15 protein-coding genes and 2 pseudogenes are annotated in these 13100 nt (G+C 71.0%); 9 read left to right on the top strand and 8 right to left on the bottom strand.

Annotated features, from left to right (window positions below; translation table 11 throughout):
* Positions 1–49: 49 nt before the first annotated feature.
* Positions 50–826, bottom strand: coding sequence for an alpha/beta fold hydrolase (locus OG580_RS22305; protein ID WP_267045433.1), 777 nt, complete (start codon positions 824–826; stop codon positions 50–52).
* A 125-nt stretch (positions 827–951) separates the two neighbouring features.
* Between OG580_RS22305 and OG580_RS22300 the strand changes: the two genes are divergently transcribed.
* Genes OG580_RS22300 through OG580_RS22290 form a run of 3 tightly spaced genes read left to right on the top strand, consistent with a single transcriptional unit; the run spans position 952 to position 2635 of the window.
* The gene (locus OG580_RS22300; RefSeq protein ID WP_267045432.1) at positions 952–1386 is read left to right on the top strand and encodes a hypothetical protein; all 435 of its coding nucleotides are present in this window, start codon (positions 952–954) and stop codon (positions 1384–1386) included.
* Positions 1387–1398: 12 nt separating this feature from the next.
* A complete protein-coding gene (locus tag OG580_RS22295) occupies positions 1399–1878 on the top strand; it encodes a thiol-disulfide oxidoreductase DCC family protein (RefSeq protein WP_267045431.1) in 480 nt (159 codons plus the stop codon).
* Positions 1879–1888: 10 nt separating this feature from the next.
* Complete coding sequence (locus OG580_RS22290; RefSeq protein ID WP_267045430.1) at positions 1889–2635, top strand: TetR/AcrR family transcriptional regulator; 747 nt, start codon at positions 1889–1891, stop codon at positions 2633–2635.
* 88 nt (positions 2636–2723) lie between these two features.
* Here OG580_RS22290 and OG580_RS22285 read toward each other — a convergent pair whose 3' ends face one another.
* The 3 genes and pseudogenes from OG580_RS22285 to OG580_RS22275 all read right to left on the bottom strand — a co-directional run bounded on the left by OG580_RS22285 (position 2724) and on the right by OG580_RS22275 (position 6068).
* Positions 2724–4277 (bottom strand): ABC transporter substrate-binding protein, encoded by a 1554-nt coding sequence (locus tag OG580_RS22285; RefSeq protein ID WP_267048079.1) that lies wholly within the window; start codon positions 4275–4277, stop codon positions 2724–2726.
* 193 nt (positions 4278–4470) lie between these two features.
* Positions 4471–5814 carry a metallophosphoesterase gene (locus OG580_RS22280; protein ID WP_267045429.1) on the bottom strand — a complete coding sequence of 448 codons (1344 nt, stop codon included), beginning with the start codon at positions 5812–5814 and terminating at the stop codon, positions 4471–4473.
* A gap of 30 nt (positions 5815–5844) precedes the next feature.
* Positions 5845–6068 (bottom strand): annotated as a pseudogene (locus OG580_RS22275) (SCO4848 family membrane protein).
* A 67-nt stretch (positions 6069–6135) separates the two neighbouring features.
* On the opposite strand from OG580_RS22275, the gene OG580_RS22270 reads away from it, so the two are divergent.
* Positions 6136–6372, top strand: a complete 237-nt coding sequence (locus OG580_RS22270) for an SCO4848 family membrane protein (RefSeq protein ID WP_267045428.1) — start codon at positions 6136–6138, stop codon at positions 6370–6372.
* Positions 6373–6461: 89 nt separating this feature from the next.
* On the opposite strand, the gene OG580_RS22265 is transcribed toward OG580_RS22270, so the two are convergent.
* The gene (locus tag OG580_RS22265; protein ID WP_267045427.1) at positions 6462–6659 is read right to left on the bottom strand and encodes a hypothetical protein; all 198 of its coding nucleotides are present in this window, start codon (positions 6657–6659) and stop codon (positions 6462–6464) included.
* Complete coding sequence (locus tag OG580_RS22260) at positions 6659–6853, bottom strand: hypothetical protein (protein ID WP_267045426.1); 195 nt, start codon at positions 6851–6853, stop codon at positions 6659–6661. Before OG580_RS22260 ends, OG580_RS22265 begins: the two co-directional genes overlap by 1 nt.
* A 116-nt stretch (positions 6854–6969) precedes the next feature.
* Between OG580_RS22260 and OG580_RS22255 the strand changes: the two genes are divergently transcribed.
* The 4 genes from OG580_RS22255 to OG580_RS22240 all read left to right on the top strand — a co-directional run bounded on the left by OG580_RS22255 (position 6970) and on the right by OG580_RS22240 (position 10210).
* On the top strand, positions 6970–7710 hold the full coding sequence (locus OG580_RS22255) for a helix-turn-helix transcriptional regulator (protein ID WP_267045425.1): 741 nt from the start codon (positions 6970–6972) through the stop codon (positions 7708–7710).
* A gap of 5 nt (positions 7711–7715) precedes the next feature.
* Positions 7716–8186 (top strand): NUDIX domain-containing protein, encoded by a 471-nt coding sequence (locus OG580_RS22250; protein ID WP_267045424.1) that lies wholly within the window; start codon positions 7716–7718, stop codon positions 8184–8186.
* 283 nt (positions 8187–8469) lie between these two features.
* On the top strand, positions 8470–8610 hold the full coding sequence (locus OG580_RS22245; protein WP_267045423.1) for a hypothetical protein: 141 nt from the start codon (positions 8470–8472) through the stop codon (positions 8608–8610).
* A 310-nt stretch (positions 8611–8920) separates the two neighbouring features.
* Positions 8921–10210: a D-alanyl-D-alanine carboxypeptidase family protein gene (locus OG580_RS22240; RefSeq protein WP_267045422.1), complete on the top strand. Its 1290-nt coding sequence runs from the start codon at positions 8921–8923 to the stop codon at positions 10208–10210.
* On the opposite strand, the gene OG580_RS22235 is transcribed toward OG580_RS22240, so the two are convergent.
* Positions 10128–11045: a YihY/virulence factor BrkB family protein gene (locus OG580_RS22235; protein WP_267045421.1), complete on the bottom strand. Its 918-nt coding sequence runs from the start codon at positions 11043–11045 to the stop codon at positions 10128–10130. The two genes, OG580_RS22240 and OG580_RS22235, sit on opposite strands and share 83 nt — an antisense overlap.
* A 233-nt stretch (positions 11046–11278) precedes the next feature.
* Between OG580_RS22235 and OG580_RS36165 the strand changes: the two are divergent.
* Positions 11279–11872: pseudogene (locus OG580_RS36165) on the top strand (SDR family NAD(P)-dependent oxidoreductase); the annotation flags it as partial.
* A gap of 608 nt (positions 11873–12480) precedes the next feature.
* Here OG580_RS36165 and OG580_RS22225 read toward each other — a convergent pair.
* Positions 12481–13077: a 2'-5' RNA ligase family protein gene (locus OG580_RS22225; RefSeq protein WP_267045419.1), complete on the bottom strand. Its 597-nt coding sequence runs from the start codon at positions 13075–13077 to the stop codon at positions 12481–12483.
* Between the last annotated feature and the right edge of the window lie 23 nt (positions 13078–13100).

Genomic DNA, 13100 nt, shown 5'->3' with positions numbered 1-13100 from the left:
CGCAGGCGCTGCGCCGCGAAGAGCGGTGCGGCGCCTACGCCGGGACCCCCTAGGGGGTCGGGGCGGAGGTCTCCGCGAGGAAGTCGACGAGCAGTCGGGCGGTCTCGTCCGGGCGCTCCAGGGCCGGCAGGTGCCCGGCCCAGTCGAGGTCGACCCGGCGGGCTGCGGGCAGAAGGCTCGTGAGGTCGTCGCCGATCGCCCGGAAGTCGGGCACGTCGTGGCCGCCGACGACGACGAGGGCGGGCGCCTCGATCCGGGCGAGGTCCTCCCGGGTGACCTCGGGGTGGATCGGGGAGAACTCGTCGGGGACGGTCAGCTGGATGTCGAAGGCGCGGCGCTGCATCTCCCGTACGCGGGCGCGGGCGGCGTCGTCGGCCTCGGGGCCGAGCCAGGTGTCGACGTTGAGCTCGACGGCGCCGTCGATGTCGCCGGCCTCGAGGAGCACGTCCTCGCGGGCTCCCCAGGCCCGCAGGTCGTCGCTCGGCTGCATGCCGGGGACAGCGGAGGCGAGCAGGGCGAGCGCGGAGACGCGGTCGGGGTTGCGGACGGCGAACTCCAGGGCGACACGGCCGCCGAAGGAGGAGCCGACGACGGCGGCGCTGTCGACGCCGAGGTGGTCCAGGAGGTCCCGGACGTCGTCGGCGTGGGTGTGCGGGGCGTCTATGAGGGACTCGCCGAAGCCGCGGAGGTCGCAGCGGACGACACGGTGGCCCGCCTCGGCGAGTGCGGAGAACTGCCCGTCCCACATGCGGCGGTCGCAGACCCCGGAGTGCAGAAGGACGACGGTCGAGGGGCCTTGGCCGGCCAGGTCATGAGAGAGCGTCACCCGGTGATCCTAGGGCGGGTGGGCAGGGGGCGGCCACTGCTTTGAACAAGCGACTTGAACACGTTCAAGAGTAGGTCTACAGTCATGCCCAACAGCTTTTGAACGCGTTCAAGGGAGGGTGGGGCATGGACCTCACTGTCATCGCGTACATCGTCTACCTGCTGATCAGCGTGGCGCTGACCGTCTGGGTCGCCCGCACGCTCAGCCGCAACGGAAGGATCTTCCTCGCCGACGTCCTGCACGGGAACGAGAAGCTCGCGGAAGCCGTCAACCACCTCCTCGTGGTCGGCTTCTACCTCGTCAACTTCGGCTTCGTCGCCCTCTACCTGGGTCAGGAGGAGGCCGTCCTCGACGCCCGCGCGCTCTTCGAGGCCCTCTCCGTCAAGCTCGGGGTGGTCCTGCTCGTCCTCGGCGTGATGCACCTGGGCAACGTGTACGTGCTCAACAAGATCCGTCGCCGGGGCGTGATGGAGCGCGAGCAGGTGCCGCCGGTCGGCCCGCAGGGCTGGACCACCACCCCCAAGGGCGGCCCTTGGGCCCCGCCCGCGCCGCAGGCCTGAGGGGCCCCGGCCATGGCGACACCGGCGCCGATCGGGCCGAGGCCCGTGACGCACCCCGTGACGACACCCGTGAGACGTCTGACCGTGCTGTACGACGCCGACTGCCCGCTCTGCGTGCACCTCCGGCACTGGCTGCTGCGACAGCGGCAGCTCGTACCGCTGGATCTCGTCCCGGCCGGCTCACGGGAGGCCGTGCGCCGCTTCCCGGACCTCGACCACTCCGCCACCCTGCGGGAGATCACCGTGGTCGGGGACCGGGGCCAGGTCTACCGGGAGACCGGCGCCTGGATCGTCTGCCTCTGGGCGCTGGCCGACCACCGGGCCAAGGCCCACTGGCTCGCCACCCCCGCCGGGCAGCCCTTCGCCCGGGTGACCGTCCTCGCCGCCGCGAAGTGGCGCGAGGCCCTCAAGGGGCCGGACCACGGGGACGGAGGGCCCGGGGACGGGACCTGCGAGGACGGGCGCTGCGAGGCGCCCCGCCCACCCGACTAGGCTCGGCCCCGTGAAGGACGTGAAGGAAGAGAAGAAGGCCCCGAAGAGCGAGCAGACCCGCACGCTCATCCTCGAGACCGCGCTCCGGCTGTTCAAGGAGCGCGGTTACGACAAGACGACGATGCGGGCCATCGCCCAGGAGGCCGGGGTCTCCGTCGGCAACGCGTACTACTACTTCTCGTCCAAGGAGCACCTGGTCCAGGGCTTCTACGACCGGATCGCCGAGGAGCACCAGGCGGCCGTCGAGCCCATCCTGACCGGCGGCGAGAAGGACCTGACGGCCCGGATCCGCGGGGTCTACCTCGGCTGGCTCGACATCGCGGAGCCGTACCACGAGTTCGCGTCCCAGTTCTTCAAGAACGCCGCCGACCCGGACAGCCCGCTCAGCCCGTTCTCACCGGAGTCCGAGGGCCCGCGCGAGGCGGCGATCGAGGTCCACCGGAGGGTCATCTCCGGCGCCTCGGTGAAGGTCGACCCGGAGCTCGCCGAGGCGCTCCCGCAGCTGCTGTGGCTCCAGCAGATGGGCCTGGTGCTGTTCTGGGTGTACGACCGCTCGGAGAACGCCGCGAACAGCAGGCGGCTCGTGGAGCGGCTCGCACCGGTCACGGCCCGCGCGATCTCGCTCTCCCGCTTCCGGATCCTCCGGCCGCTCGTCAAGGAGACGCACGAGCTGCTCTCCGACTTCATGCCGACGGCGGCCGGGATGGCGGCCTCGGGCAAGCCCAAGCGGGCCACCCCGAAGCCGCCGACTCCATGACCGGCCGGACGCCGGCCGGGCCCCGGCCGGCCGGCCGGGCGACCGGCCAGCCCTCAAGCCCGCCGGCCCGTCGGCACCCGCCGGCCCGCTAGATCCAGCCGAGCTCCCAGAGGCGCCAGATGCCGGTCCCGTCCGTGAGGTACTGGGAGCCGCCGACGGCCTCCGTGGAGAGGACGTAGTCCTTCTTCTGCCACAGCGGGATGAGCGGGATGTCGTCGGCGACCTCGGACTGGATCGCCCGGAAGTCCCCGGTCGCCCGGGACCGGTCGCTGTACTGCTGCGTCGAGGCGATCAGCGAGTCGATCCGCTTGCTGGAGAAGCCGTTGTGCAGCGTGTTGGCCGTGCCGACGAGGGGCGCGGTGAAGCTGTCGGAGTCCGGGAAGTCGGGGAGCCAGCCGACGGTGTACGCGTCGTAGGAGCCGCGCGCGTACGCCTTCTGGAAGCTCTGCCAGTCGGCCTCGACGACCTTGACCTTGAAGAGGCCGGTCTCCTCCAGCTGCTGCTTGATCTCGGCGGCCTCGGCGGCGTACGTCGCGTCCTGGCGGAAGCCGAAGGTGAACGTCACCGGCGTCTGCACGCCGGCGTCCTTCAGGAGCTTCCGCGCCTTCTTCACGCTCGGGGCGGGGTTGACGTCGTAGAAGGCGGTGCTGTGCCCCACGAAGCCCTGCGGGATGAGGGAGTACAGCGGTTCGACCGTGCCCTTGTAGGCGCCCGTGGTGATCTCGGGGCGGTCGATGACCGCGGCGACGGCCTGGCGTACGGACTTGTCGGCCATCGGCGAGCCGGGCCGGACGTTGAAGTTGAGGTTGCGGATCTCCGCGCTCTCCGCCTCGGTGAGCCGGGTCCCGTCCTCGGTCTCCAGGGTCGAGAGGAAGTTCGGCGGCAGCTGCCGGTGCGTGACCTCGACCTGCTTCGACTTCCACGCGGTCGCGAGGTCCTCGGACTTGCCGAAGTACTTCACGAGGACCGGTGCACCGGCCTTGGTGATGGCGCCCCTGTACTTCGGGTTGGGCTCCAGGAGCGCGGACTCGCCGGGCTTGTACTCCTTGAGGACGTACGGGCCCGAGCCGTCGACGGCCAGGCCGGTGCGCAGGCCGTCGGCCGGGTACTGGTCCTTGTCGACGATCGAGCCGGCGCCCGTGGCCACCTTGAGCGGGAAGGTGGCGTCCCGGCCGCTCAGGTTGAAGGTGACGGTGCGGCCCTCAGCCACCACGTTCTTCAGCGTCGGGAAGAGCGGCTGCGGACCGACGTCCGTCTTGATGCGCAGCATCCGCTCGAAGGAGTACTTGACGTCCTCGGCCGTCACCTTGCGCCCGTTGGCGAAGGTGAGGTCGTCGCGGAGCGTGCACTGGTACGTGGTGAGTCTGGTCCCCACGAACTTGCAGCTCTCTGCCGCGTCCGGCACCGGAGTCGTGAATCCCGGCTTGAACGTCAGCAGCGACTGGAAGACGTTGCTGTACATGGCCCAGGAACCGGCGTCGTACGCGCCGGCCGGGTCGAGTGAAGTGACTTCGTCGGTTGTGCCGACGCTGATCGGATCCGTCCGGACGTCGTCGGAGGGCAGGAGTTGCCAGCCCCCGACTCCGGCGGCCACCAGTACTCCACAAGTGATGAGGATCCGTAGACGGACCGTCGACCGCATTGCCGTGCTTCCTTTTTTCGTACCACCCCAGGGCACGACGCCCCCCGAAAGCGCCGCATTGGCGTCAGCCAATCACACGACTTTCACAAGTGGAAGAGGAAACTTTCACACAGCAGGTATATGTCCGGGATATGAGAATTTAAGCCGATGAGCAGCACGTATCGACCTCGGCGCGGGGAGTGACGTTTCCCGATTAAGCCTGTTTCGAGGCGAGTTCGACGATCGTGATGTCGGAGGGGGCACCGACCCGGACCGGGGGCCCCCAGGCGCCCGCGCCCCGCGAGACGTACAGCTGCGTGTCGCCGTACCGTTCGAGACCCGCGACCGTCGGGTTGGCCAGCTCGGCGATGTAGTTGCCCGGCCAGAGCTGCCCGCCGTGGGTGTGGCCGGAGAGCTGGAGGTCCACGCCGTGGCGTACGGCGTCGTGGACGACGATCGGCTGGTGCGCGAGGAGGACGGAGGCGCGGGCCCGGTCGCGGTCGCCGAGGGCGCGGACGAAGTCGGGGCCCTCGCCCTCGCTCTCCCCCGCGACGTCGTCGACGCCGGCGAGGTCGAAGCCGGCCGCGATCTCCACGCGCTCGTTGCGCAGCGGGCGCAGACCGAGTTCGCGTACGTGGTCGACCCAGGCGTCGGCGCCCGAGAAGTACTCGTGGTTGCCCGTCACGAAGAAGGAGCCGTGGCGGGCGCGGAGCCGGGCGAGCGGTTCGGCGGCGGAGCCGAGGTCCTCGACGGTGCCGTCGACGAGGTCGCCGACGATCGCGATCAGGTCGGGCTGGGTGGAGTTGATCGTGTCCACGATCCGCCGGCTGTGGGCCCTGCCGAGGATCGGCCCGAGGTGGATGTCGGAGACGACGGCGATCCGGTAGCCGTGCGCGGCGCGCGGCACCTTGGCGAGCGGGACGGTGACGCGCTTGATCCGGGGGCCGCGCAGCACGCCGTACGTGCCGTACCCGACGGTCCCGAGCGCGACGGCCGCGGCGGAGCCGCCGACCACACGCGAGACGAACAGGCGGCGGGAGACGTCGGCGGGGGTCGCGGAGGCGTCGGCGGGGGCCGGGGCCGCCACCGTGTCCGCGGCGGGCGCGGGCTCGGACGCGGACGCGGTCTCGGACGCGGACGCAGACGCAGACGCAGACGCAGACGACGGTACGGAGACGGGCTCGGGAACAGGGGCCGGCGCGGGCGCCGGGGCCTCCGCCGCCGGAGCCGCGGCCGTCGCGCGGCGGGCGAGCCAGGCGCGCAGGGCGGGGCGCACGGCCTCCCCGACGACCAGGGCGAGGGTCAGGTACAGGAGCGTGGCGAGCCACATGAAGCCCGGCCAGGCCACCGCCTGCTGGAACCCGAAGGGCGCGCGGAGGCGCCCGGAGGTCAGGGCCGCGAGCGAGAACAACGGCAGGGCGACGAGCACGGCCGTACCCAGCCGACGGGGCAGGCCACCCGGCACCGTCACGTCGCGCACGAGCCGCCGCCACACGTACCAGTGGACCCCGACAAGCACGGCGAGGACCACGACCAGGACCAGCAGGAAGGCGAGCACGCCCCGAACCCCCTCTTTCTCTCTCGCGGACTAGGAGCTGTGACCGGAGTCGCGGCGCGTGGCGCGCACTCCACGCAACCCGAGCACACCGATCACCGCCCCAGGACACAGGACGTGACGGCGAGCGGCAGATGGACCCGGATACAGGCCGTCGGGTCACCCGCGTCGTCGAACGCGACGCCGCTTGCGTCGGTCCGGAGGTTCTCGATGAAGGTGATCCATACGCAGCTGACCGCCAGCGTACAGAGCCCCACCTGTAAGGCCCGGCGGGGCCGGTTCGATACTGGCAGGGAACGCCCAGCCCACCCCGAAGGACACCCCATGAAGCTCAGCCGCCGCGTCTCCTGGTTCCTGCTCGCGTTCGGCGTGTGGTCTTGGGTGATCTGGGCGACCTTCGCGAAGAACCTCTGGAAGGACGGCAGCGGTCTCGCCTTCGACGACGCGGGAAACCCGACTGCGTACTTCTGGGTCCACCTCGCCCTCGCTGTCACGTCGTTCATCCTAGGGACGGCCGTCGGCGTGATCGGCTTCCGGGGCGTCCGAGCGGGCAAGAAGTAAAGCCCCGGCACCACGGGGGGCGCGAGGAAGTGGACCCGTCCCCGGCTGGACGGGACCACTGACGACTGGGCCTCACCGGGGGTGGGGTCTCAGATACGCGTCACGGTGTCCGGCGGGACCAACCACTCACGGCCCCCGCCCTCGGGCCACACGAACGCCGTCGGCCGCCTCCTGCGCTCTCCGGGCATGTCGGCAGGGTCCTCGTAGTCCCGGATCACGTCACGCAGGATGCCGACCCTTCCAGCGTGGTCCCTGACCGGCTTGCCGATGTCCGCGCGGACGACCATCAGTGCCCCTCGGGGTGGCGCCGCACGTAGACGTTGCAGTCGCTCACGGTCGTCCAGTCGCCTACGACTCGGGCACGGGCCCGTACGGCCTCCAGCTCGGCGCACCCCGCGCACCCGTCGGCAGGCTCCGGTTCTCGTTCCAGGTCCAGCGGCAGCTCGATCGGTGGGGTGCTGTATCGCGTGGGCTCACTCATGGCGTGATCGTCGCGCCGGTCGTCAGGACGGAGGAACCTCGTACGTTTCCCACTTCGGGACGTCCCGTCACGTGTAGAACGTCCCTCAGAACGTCCGGAAGCCAAGGGGCGCAAGCGTGCCGAACGAGCGACTTCGAGCCGTCATGGAGGCAGGCGGTTGGACACACGCCGCCCTGGCTGAAGCCACTGGTGTCGACCCCAAGTCCGTGGAACGGTGGGTCGATCTCGGGCGTACTCCACGACGGGCAACCGCGCTGGAGGCAGCGGAAGCACTCGGAGAAGACGTGCATGCCCTGTGGCCGGAACTCCGGCAGGCACGTGCCGCGCGCGCTGTCAGCCCCGAACTCGTCGCCCTCTACGGGCAGCGGGCGGATCTGCCCGTGTCGGTCTTCGTGGATCTCCTCTCCCAGGCGCGGAAGCGAATCGACGTGCTGGTGTACGCGGCCGTCTTCCTGCACCAGGCGTACCCCCGTCTCAACGACCTCTTGCGCGAACGGGCTGGTGATGGTTGTACGGTCCGCATCGCGGTGGGTGACGCCGACGATCCCAACGTCCGCCAGCGCGGACGGGAAGAGAAGTTCGGCCACGGAATCGAATCCCGCTGCCGTCTCGCTCTCCTGCATTACCGGCCCCTCGCGGACGTGCCGGGAATCGAGCTGCGCACGCACGGAACGACCCTCTACAACAGCCTGTACCGCGCCGACGATCAGATGCTGGTCAACGCGCATGTGTGGGGCGTCAACGCCTACGGTGCGCCGGTGTGGCACCTTCGGCGCCACGGCGACGGGGGCATGTTCGACACTTGCGCGGGGAGCTTCGACGCCGTATGGGAATCGGCCCGCCCCGTGGAAAGCTGAGCGCCGTGGCACGAACCGAGTACTACGACGATCCGGACGCCCCCCAGCCGAACAGCCTGGTCGTGGCAGCCTCTGCCGTCGTCACAAACGAGCTTGGCCGCGTACTCCTCCAACGACGCCGGGACAACGACTTGTGGGCGCTGCCAGGCGGGGCGATGGACATGGACGACTCCCTGCCCGGCACGGCCGTACGGGAGGTCAAGGAGGAAACCGGCCTGGACGTCGAGATCACGGGACTCGTCGGCACGTACACCGACCCCCGGCATGTCATCGCGTACAGCGACGGAGAGGTACGCCGACAGTTCAACGTCTGCTTCACCGCCCGCGTCGTCGGCGGCGTCCTGGCCATCTCGGAAGAGAGCACGGAACTCCGCTTCGTGGCGCCCGAAGAACTCGACTCGCTTCCCATGCACCACACGCAACGGCTGCGCATCCGACACTTCCTGGAACACCGCACCGCACCGCACCTGGGCTAGGGGCTACCGGCCACGGAGGGGGAACCGACCAAGCGGACTACCCGTACGGGGGGCGTCGGGGATGGTTGCCGCGACCAGCCCACAGCAGATGAGCGCGTGCTGTCTCCGAGTAAAACCGCCGACTGTGGCCGCCCCACCAGCCGGATGCGCCTCGCCTAGCGGGCTGTGCGCCCCCCGTGCTCTTGGCACCGGATCATGCGCTGGCACGGATAGTTATGATCCGTAGCGCAACGTGGGCACACCCTCAGAGCGTCGATTCATCTCGTCGAACAGGGAGAGCGCCATGTCGTCCACACCCACACGCCCCGCCCTCGAACTCCGCGTCGGCGGACTGCACTTGACCGTCCAGCGCATCCCCGGATGGCTCGTCGCCCTGATCACCACCGCCGGCGGGGCAGCGGGGACGTGGTGGGCGCAGCGGTAAGGGCCGTACGGGCGGAGTACGTGCCGGGCGCACGGCGGCCATGAGTCGTCGAAAGCCGGGCGGACAGTTTTTGGATCCCGACCGGGCCTGACGACGTCTTGAAGGGGTGAACCACCTCCCACCCCCGGCCAGCCGCCGACTGTGCCCAGTTGCTTACGTATAAAAGGTGATCCAGATGAACCAGCTCCACGCCCCGAACGCGAGCGGGAACCAGGAGAAGCGGGCCCGGCCCCCGCGTCCGGGTGGACGAGCCCGGACGAACCGCCCGGCGGGGTTCGGATACCTGTTCCGTGCCTGTACGTTCTCGACCGTGTCTGTTTCGAAGAGGACCGCTTGGGCGGTCGCCGCTGCTGTACTCCTGCCGCTCGTCACCGTCGCGCCCGCAGCTCACGCTGACGGGAAGGACGGGAAGAAGGACGAGAAGGACAAGCAGCCGAAACCGCCCGCGATCATGTCCACGGTCGGCGGCACGCTGCTGGGCAGGCCCGGTACGCAGGTGCAGCTGGGCCTCGGCGCACCCGTCCTGCCGAAGGAGCTGTCCGCCCGTTCGTGGATCGTCGCGGACGCGGAGAGCGGCAAGGTCCTCGCGGCGCACAACGCGCACTGGCGGCTCGCCCCGGCGTCCACGCTCAAGATGCTCTTCGCGGACACCCTGCTGCCGAAGTTCCCCAGGACGACGAACCACCTCGTCACTCCGCAGGACCTGGCCGGGATCGGCTCGGGCTCCAGCCTGGTCGGCATCAAGGAGAAGCAGACCTACAGCGTCCACGACCTGTGGCTCGGCGTCTTCCTCCGCTCCGGCAACGACGCCGTGCACGTCCTGTCGAGCATGAACAACGGCGTCCGCCAGACCGTGAAGGACATGAACGACCGCGCGGCCGAGCTCCAGGCGCTCGACACCCACGTGGTGTCCCCGGACGGCTACGACGCCCCGGGCCAGGTCTCCTCCGCGTACGACCTCACGCTCATCGCCCGCAGCGGGATGCAGAACAAGGACTTCCGGGAGTACGCGGCGACGCCCCGCGCCGCCTTCCCCGGCGAGCAGAAGCCGGGCAAGAAGCGCGAGACCTTCGAGATCCAGAACACCAACCGGCTGCTGACCGGTGACCTCGGCGTCGCCCCGTACCAGGGGATCGCGGGGGTGAAGAACGGCAACACCACCCATGCCGGATCCACCTTCACGGGTGTCGCGGAGCGGGGCGGGAAGGTGCTGCTCGTCACCGTCATGAACCCGTCGTCGAAGGAGCAGCACGCGGTCTACCAGGAGACCGCCCGGCTGCTCGACTGGGGCTTCGCGGCGGCCGGGAAGGTGACCCCGGTGGGCGATCTGGTGCCGCCCACGTCGGCCCGTACGGAGACGGGGACGGCCGAGGACGGTTCGGAGCCGGCGCCCGGCAAGAACGCCCCGGACGATTCGGCGGCCCCCGTCGCGGCCGAGGAGAAGTCCGGCGGGGTCGGCATCGCGCTGAGCATCGCCGGCGGGGTGCTCGTCCTGCTCGCCGGCGCCGTCTTCCTCGTCAACCGCCGTTGGCCGCTGTCCGCTCCGGGATCGCGTCGTCGTCGTTCCCGGGAGCCGCTGGATCCCGACGTGAACCCGTAGCCGTCCAGGCCGCGCAGAACAGCAGCAGTTTCGCGGTGAAGTTGATCCACAGCATCAGGGCGATCGGGGTGCCGAACGCCCCGTACATCGACTTCGACGCGACGCCCCGCATGTAGCCGCCGAGCAGCAGCTTGAGCAGCTCGAAGCCGACCGCGCCGATGAGCGCGGCCACCACGAGCCGACGGCGGGGCGGCTGCACGCCGGGCAGCAGCGTCAGGATGTACAGCAGGATCAGGAAGTCGGCGACGACGCCGACGAGGACGGCGGCCCCCTGGAGCAGGTAGCCGCCCGCTCCGTCGCCGGAGATGCCCAGCCGGTCGGCGGTCCAGCCGACGGTGGTGGAGCCGAGCCAGGACGCGGCGAGCGAGCAGAGCGCGACGCCGCCGAGTCCGACGAGTACGAGCGCGTCCTTGCCCTTGCGGACCACCGGATTGCCCTCGTCCTTGCCGTCGAGGCCCCACACGGCACGCAGACAGTCCCGCATGGAGCCGATCCAGCCGATGCCGGTGACGAGCAGGAGGACGCCGGCGATGAGTCCGACGGTGCCGGCGTTGGCGACGAGCCCGTCGATGTCGAGCTGGTCGGAGATGCCGGGCACCTGGTCGGAGACCTTCTCCTCGATCCGGTCGAGCTGCTCCTGGGAGAGGAGCGCTGCGCCGATCGCGGCCGCGACGGTGATCAGCGGGAAGAGGGCGAGGAAGGAGAGGAAGGTGATCGCGGCGGCGAGCCGGCTCCAGTGGACCTCGTCGAGGGTCTCGTACGAGTGCCAGGCGTGGGTCCGCATGAGGCGGGTGGCCATGGGGCCGATGACGGGGAGCTTGGTCAGCCAGTCCATGTCGTGCGCGTACCCCTTGGTCCGTTGATCCGTGAGATCCAGATGATCCGTTCCGTCCGGTCCGCGAGGGACCGGTTACGAGAATCCCCCGGCACCGCGCGCGGGTACGTGACCGACATCCCGTACGGCCATGTCGGCGAACCGCCACGCAATACGACATAAGCGACAGAAGCGGCTATACGGTCACCCTCAAGGCTGAAGAGACCCACCGCCCTCTGAGGAGCACCCCCACCATGAAGGACGCCTTCGGCACCCCGCAGTCCCTGCTCGTCCTCGGCGGCACCTCCGAGATCGGGCTCGCCACCGCGCGACGGCTGATCGTCCGCGGCGTCCGTACGGTCTGGCTGGCCGGCCGGCCCTCCCCCGCGCTCGCCGCCGCCGCGGACTCGCTGCGCGCGCTCGGCGCGGACGTGCGCGCCGTACCCTTCGACGCGCTCGACACCGAGTCGCACGAGGAGCGGCTCGGCAAGATCTTCGCGGAGGGCGCCGTCGACATCGTGCTTCTCGCCTTCGGGATCCTCGGCGACCAGGCGCACGACGAGTCCGACCCCGTCGCCGCCGTCCGGGTCGCGCAGACCAACTACACGGGCGCCGTCTCGGCCGGGCTCGTGTGCGCGGGCGCGCTCCAGACGCAGGGACACGGCTCGCTGGTGGTGCTCTCCTCGGTGGCGGGCGAGCGGGCCCGGCGCGCCGACTTCCTCTACGGCTCGTCGAAGGCGGGGCTCGACGTCTTCGCCCAGGGGCTCGGGGACGCGCTGTACGGCACCGGGGTGCACGTCATGGTCGTCCGTCCCGGGTCGGTGCGCGCGAGGGGCGCGGGCGGGCGCGGGGCGGTGACGGGAAGGCGCGAGGAGACGGCGGCCGGGCGGGTGGCCGCCATGGCCGGGCACGGAGCGGCCGTGCCTGGGTACGGAGCGACCGTGCCTGGGTACGGAGCGGCCGCGGTCTGGCGCGGGGAGGCGGCGGGCGGTCGCGGGAAGGCGGTCGCCCGACGGGCGGAAGTGGCGGCCGGGCGGGCGGAGATGGCGGCCAGGCGGGCGGGGGCGCGGCTCGCGACGACCCCGGAGGCGGTCGCGACGGCGATCGAGCTGGGGCTGCGGCGCGGCTCGGAGACGGTGTGGGTGCCGGGGACGCTGCGGATGGTGATGGCGGCGGTACGACACGTACCGAGGCCGCTCTTCCGGCTCCTGCCGATCTGAGAGTACGGCGCCGGCTTGCTCGGACTGCGGGCTCGGCGGGCGGGCCTGCGGGCTCGGCCGGCGGGATCAGTCGGCGGCCGGGCGGGCTCGGCCGGCAGGCTCGGACGGCGCCCGGGCGGGCTCGGCCGGCAGGCTCGGACGGCGCCCGGGCGGGCTCGGCCGGCAGGCTCGGACGGCGGCCGGGCGGGCTCGGCCGGCGGGCTCGGACGGCGGCCGGGCGGGCTCGGCCGGCGGGATCAGCCGGCGGGGGTGGCCCTCGGTGCGTGGACCGGGGCGCCGCCCTGCGTCGGGACGGCCGAGATCGGGCGGCCGCTGCCGAACTCGTAGTCGTACAGCTTCCGCCACACGCCGTCCGGGCCCTGCTCGTACAGCGAGAAGGCGCGGCACGTCCAGGCCGCCTCGTAGTCCGCGAGCTCCTCGAACGCCCGGTCCATCCCCTCCTCGGAGATGGCGTGCGCCACGGTGACGTGCGGGTGGTACGGGAACTGCAGCTCGCGCGCGAGCGGTCCCGCCTCGTCCCGGATCTGGTGCTGGAGCCGGTTGCAGAGGGGGACGCCCTCCTTGAGCTTCACGAAGACGACCGGGGAGAGCGGACGGAAGGTCCCGGTGCCCTTCAGACGGAGGGGGAAGGGCTGGTACTCGGCGGCGACACCGGCGAGGTGCGCCTCGATCTCCGGGAGCCGCTCCTCGGCGACCTCGGTCGGCGGGACGAGGGTGACGTGGGTGGGGATGCCGTGCGCGGCGGGATCACCGAAGCCCGCGCGCCGCTCCTGGAGCAGGCTGCCGTAAGGCTCCGGGACCGCGATCGAAACGCCGAGCGTTACGGTCCCCACGTCGTTCTCCTCCGTCGTCCGTC

Origin of the sequence: Streptomyces sp. NBC_00094 (assembly GCF_026343125.1) — a bacterium.
In the GTDB taxonomy this organism is placed as follows: domain Bacteria; phylum Actinomycetota; class Actinomycetes; order Streptomycetales; family Streptomycetaceae; genus Streptomyces.
The sequence above is the reverse complement of the archived record's forward strand: the minus strand, read 5'-3'. Positions and strand labels throughout refer to the sequence as shown.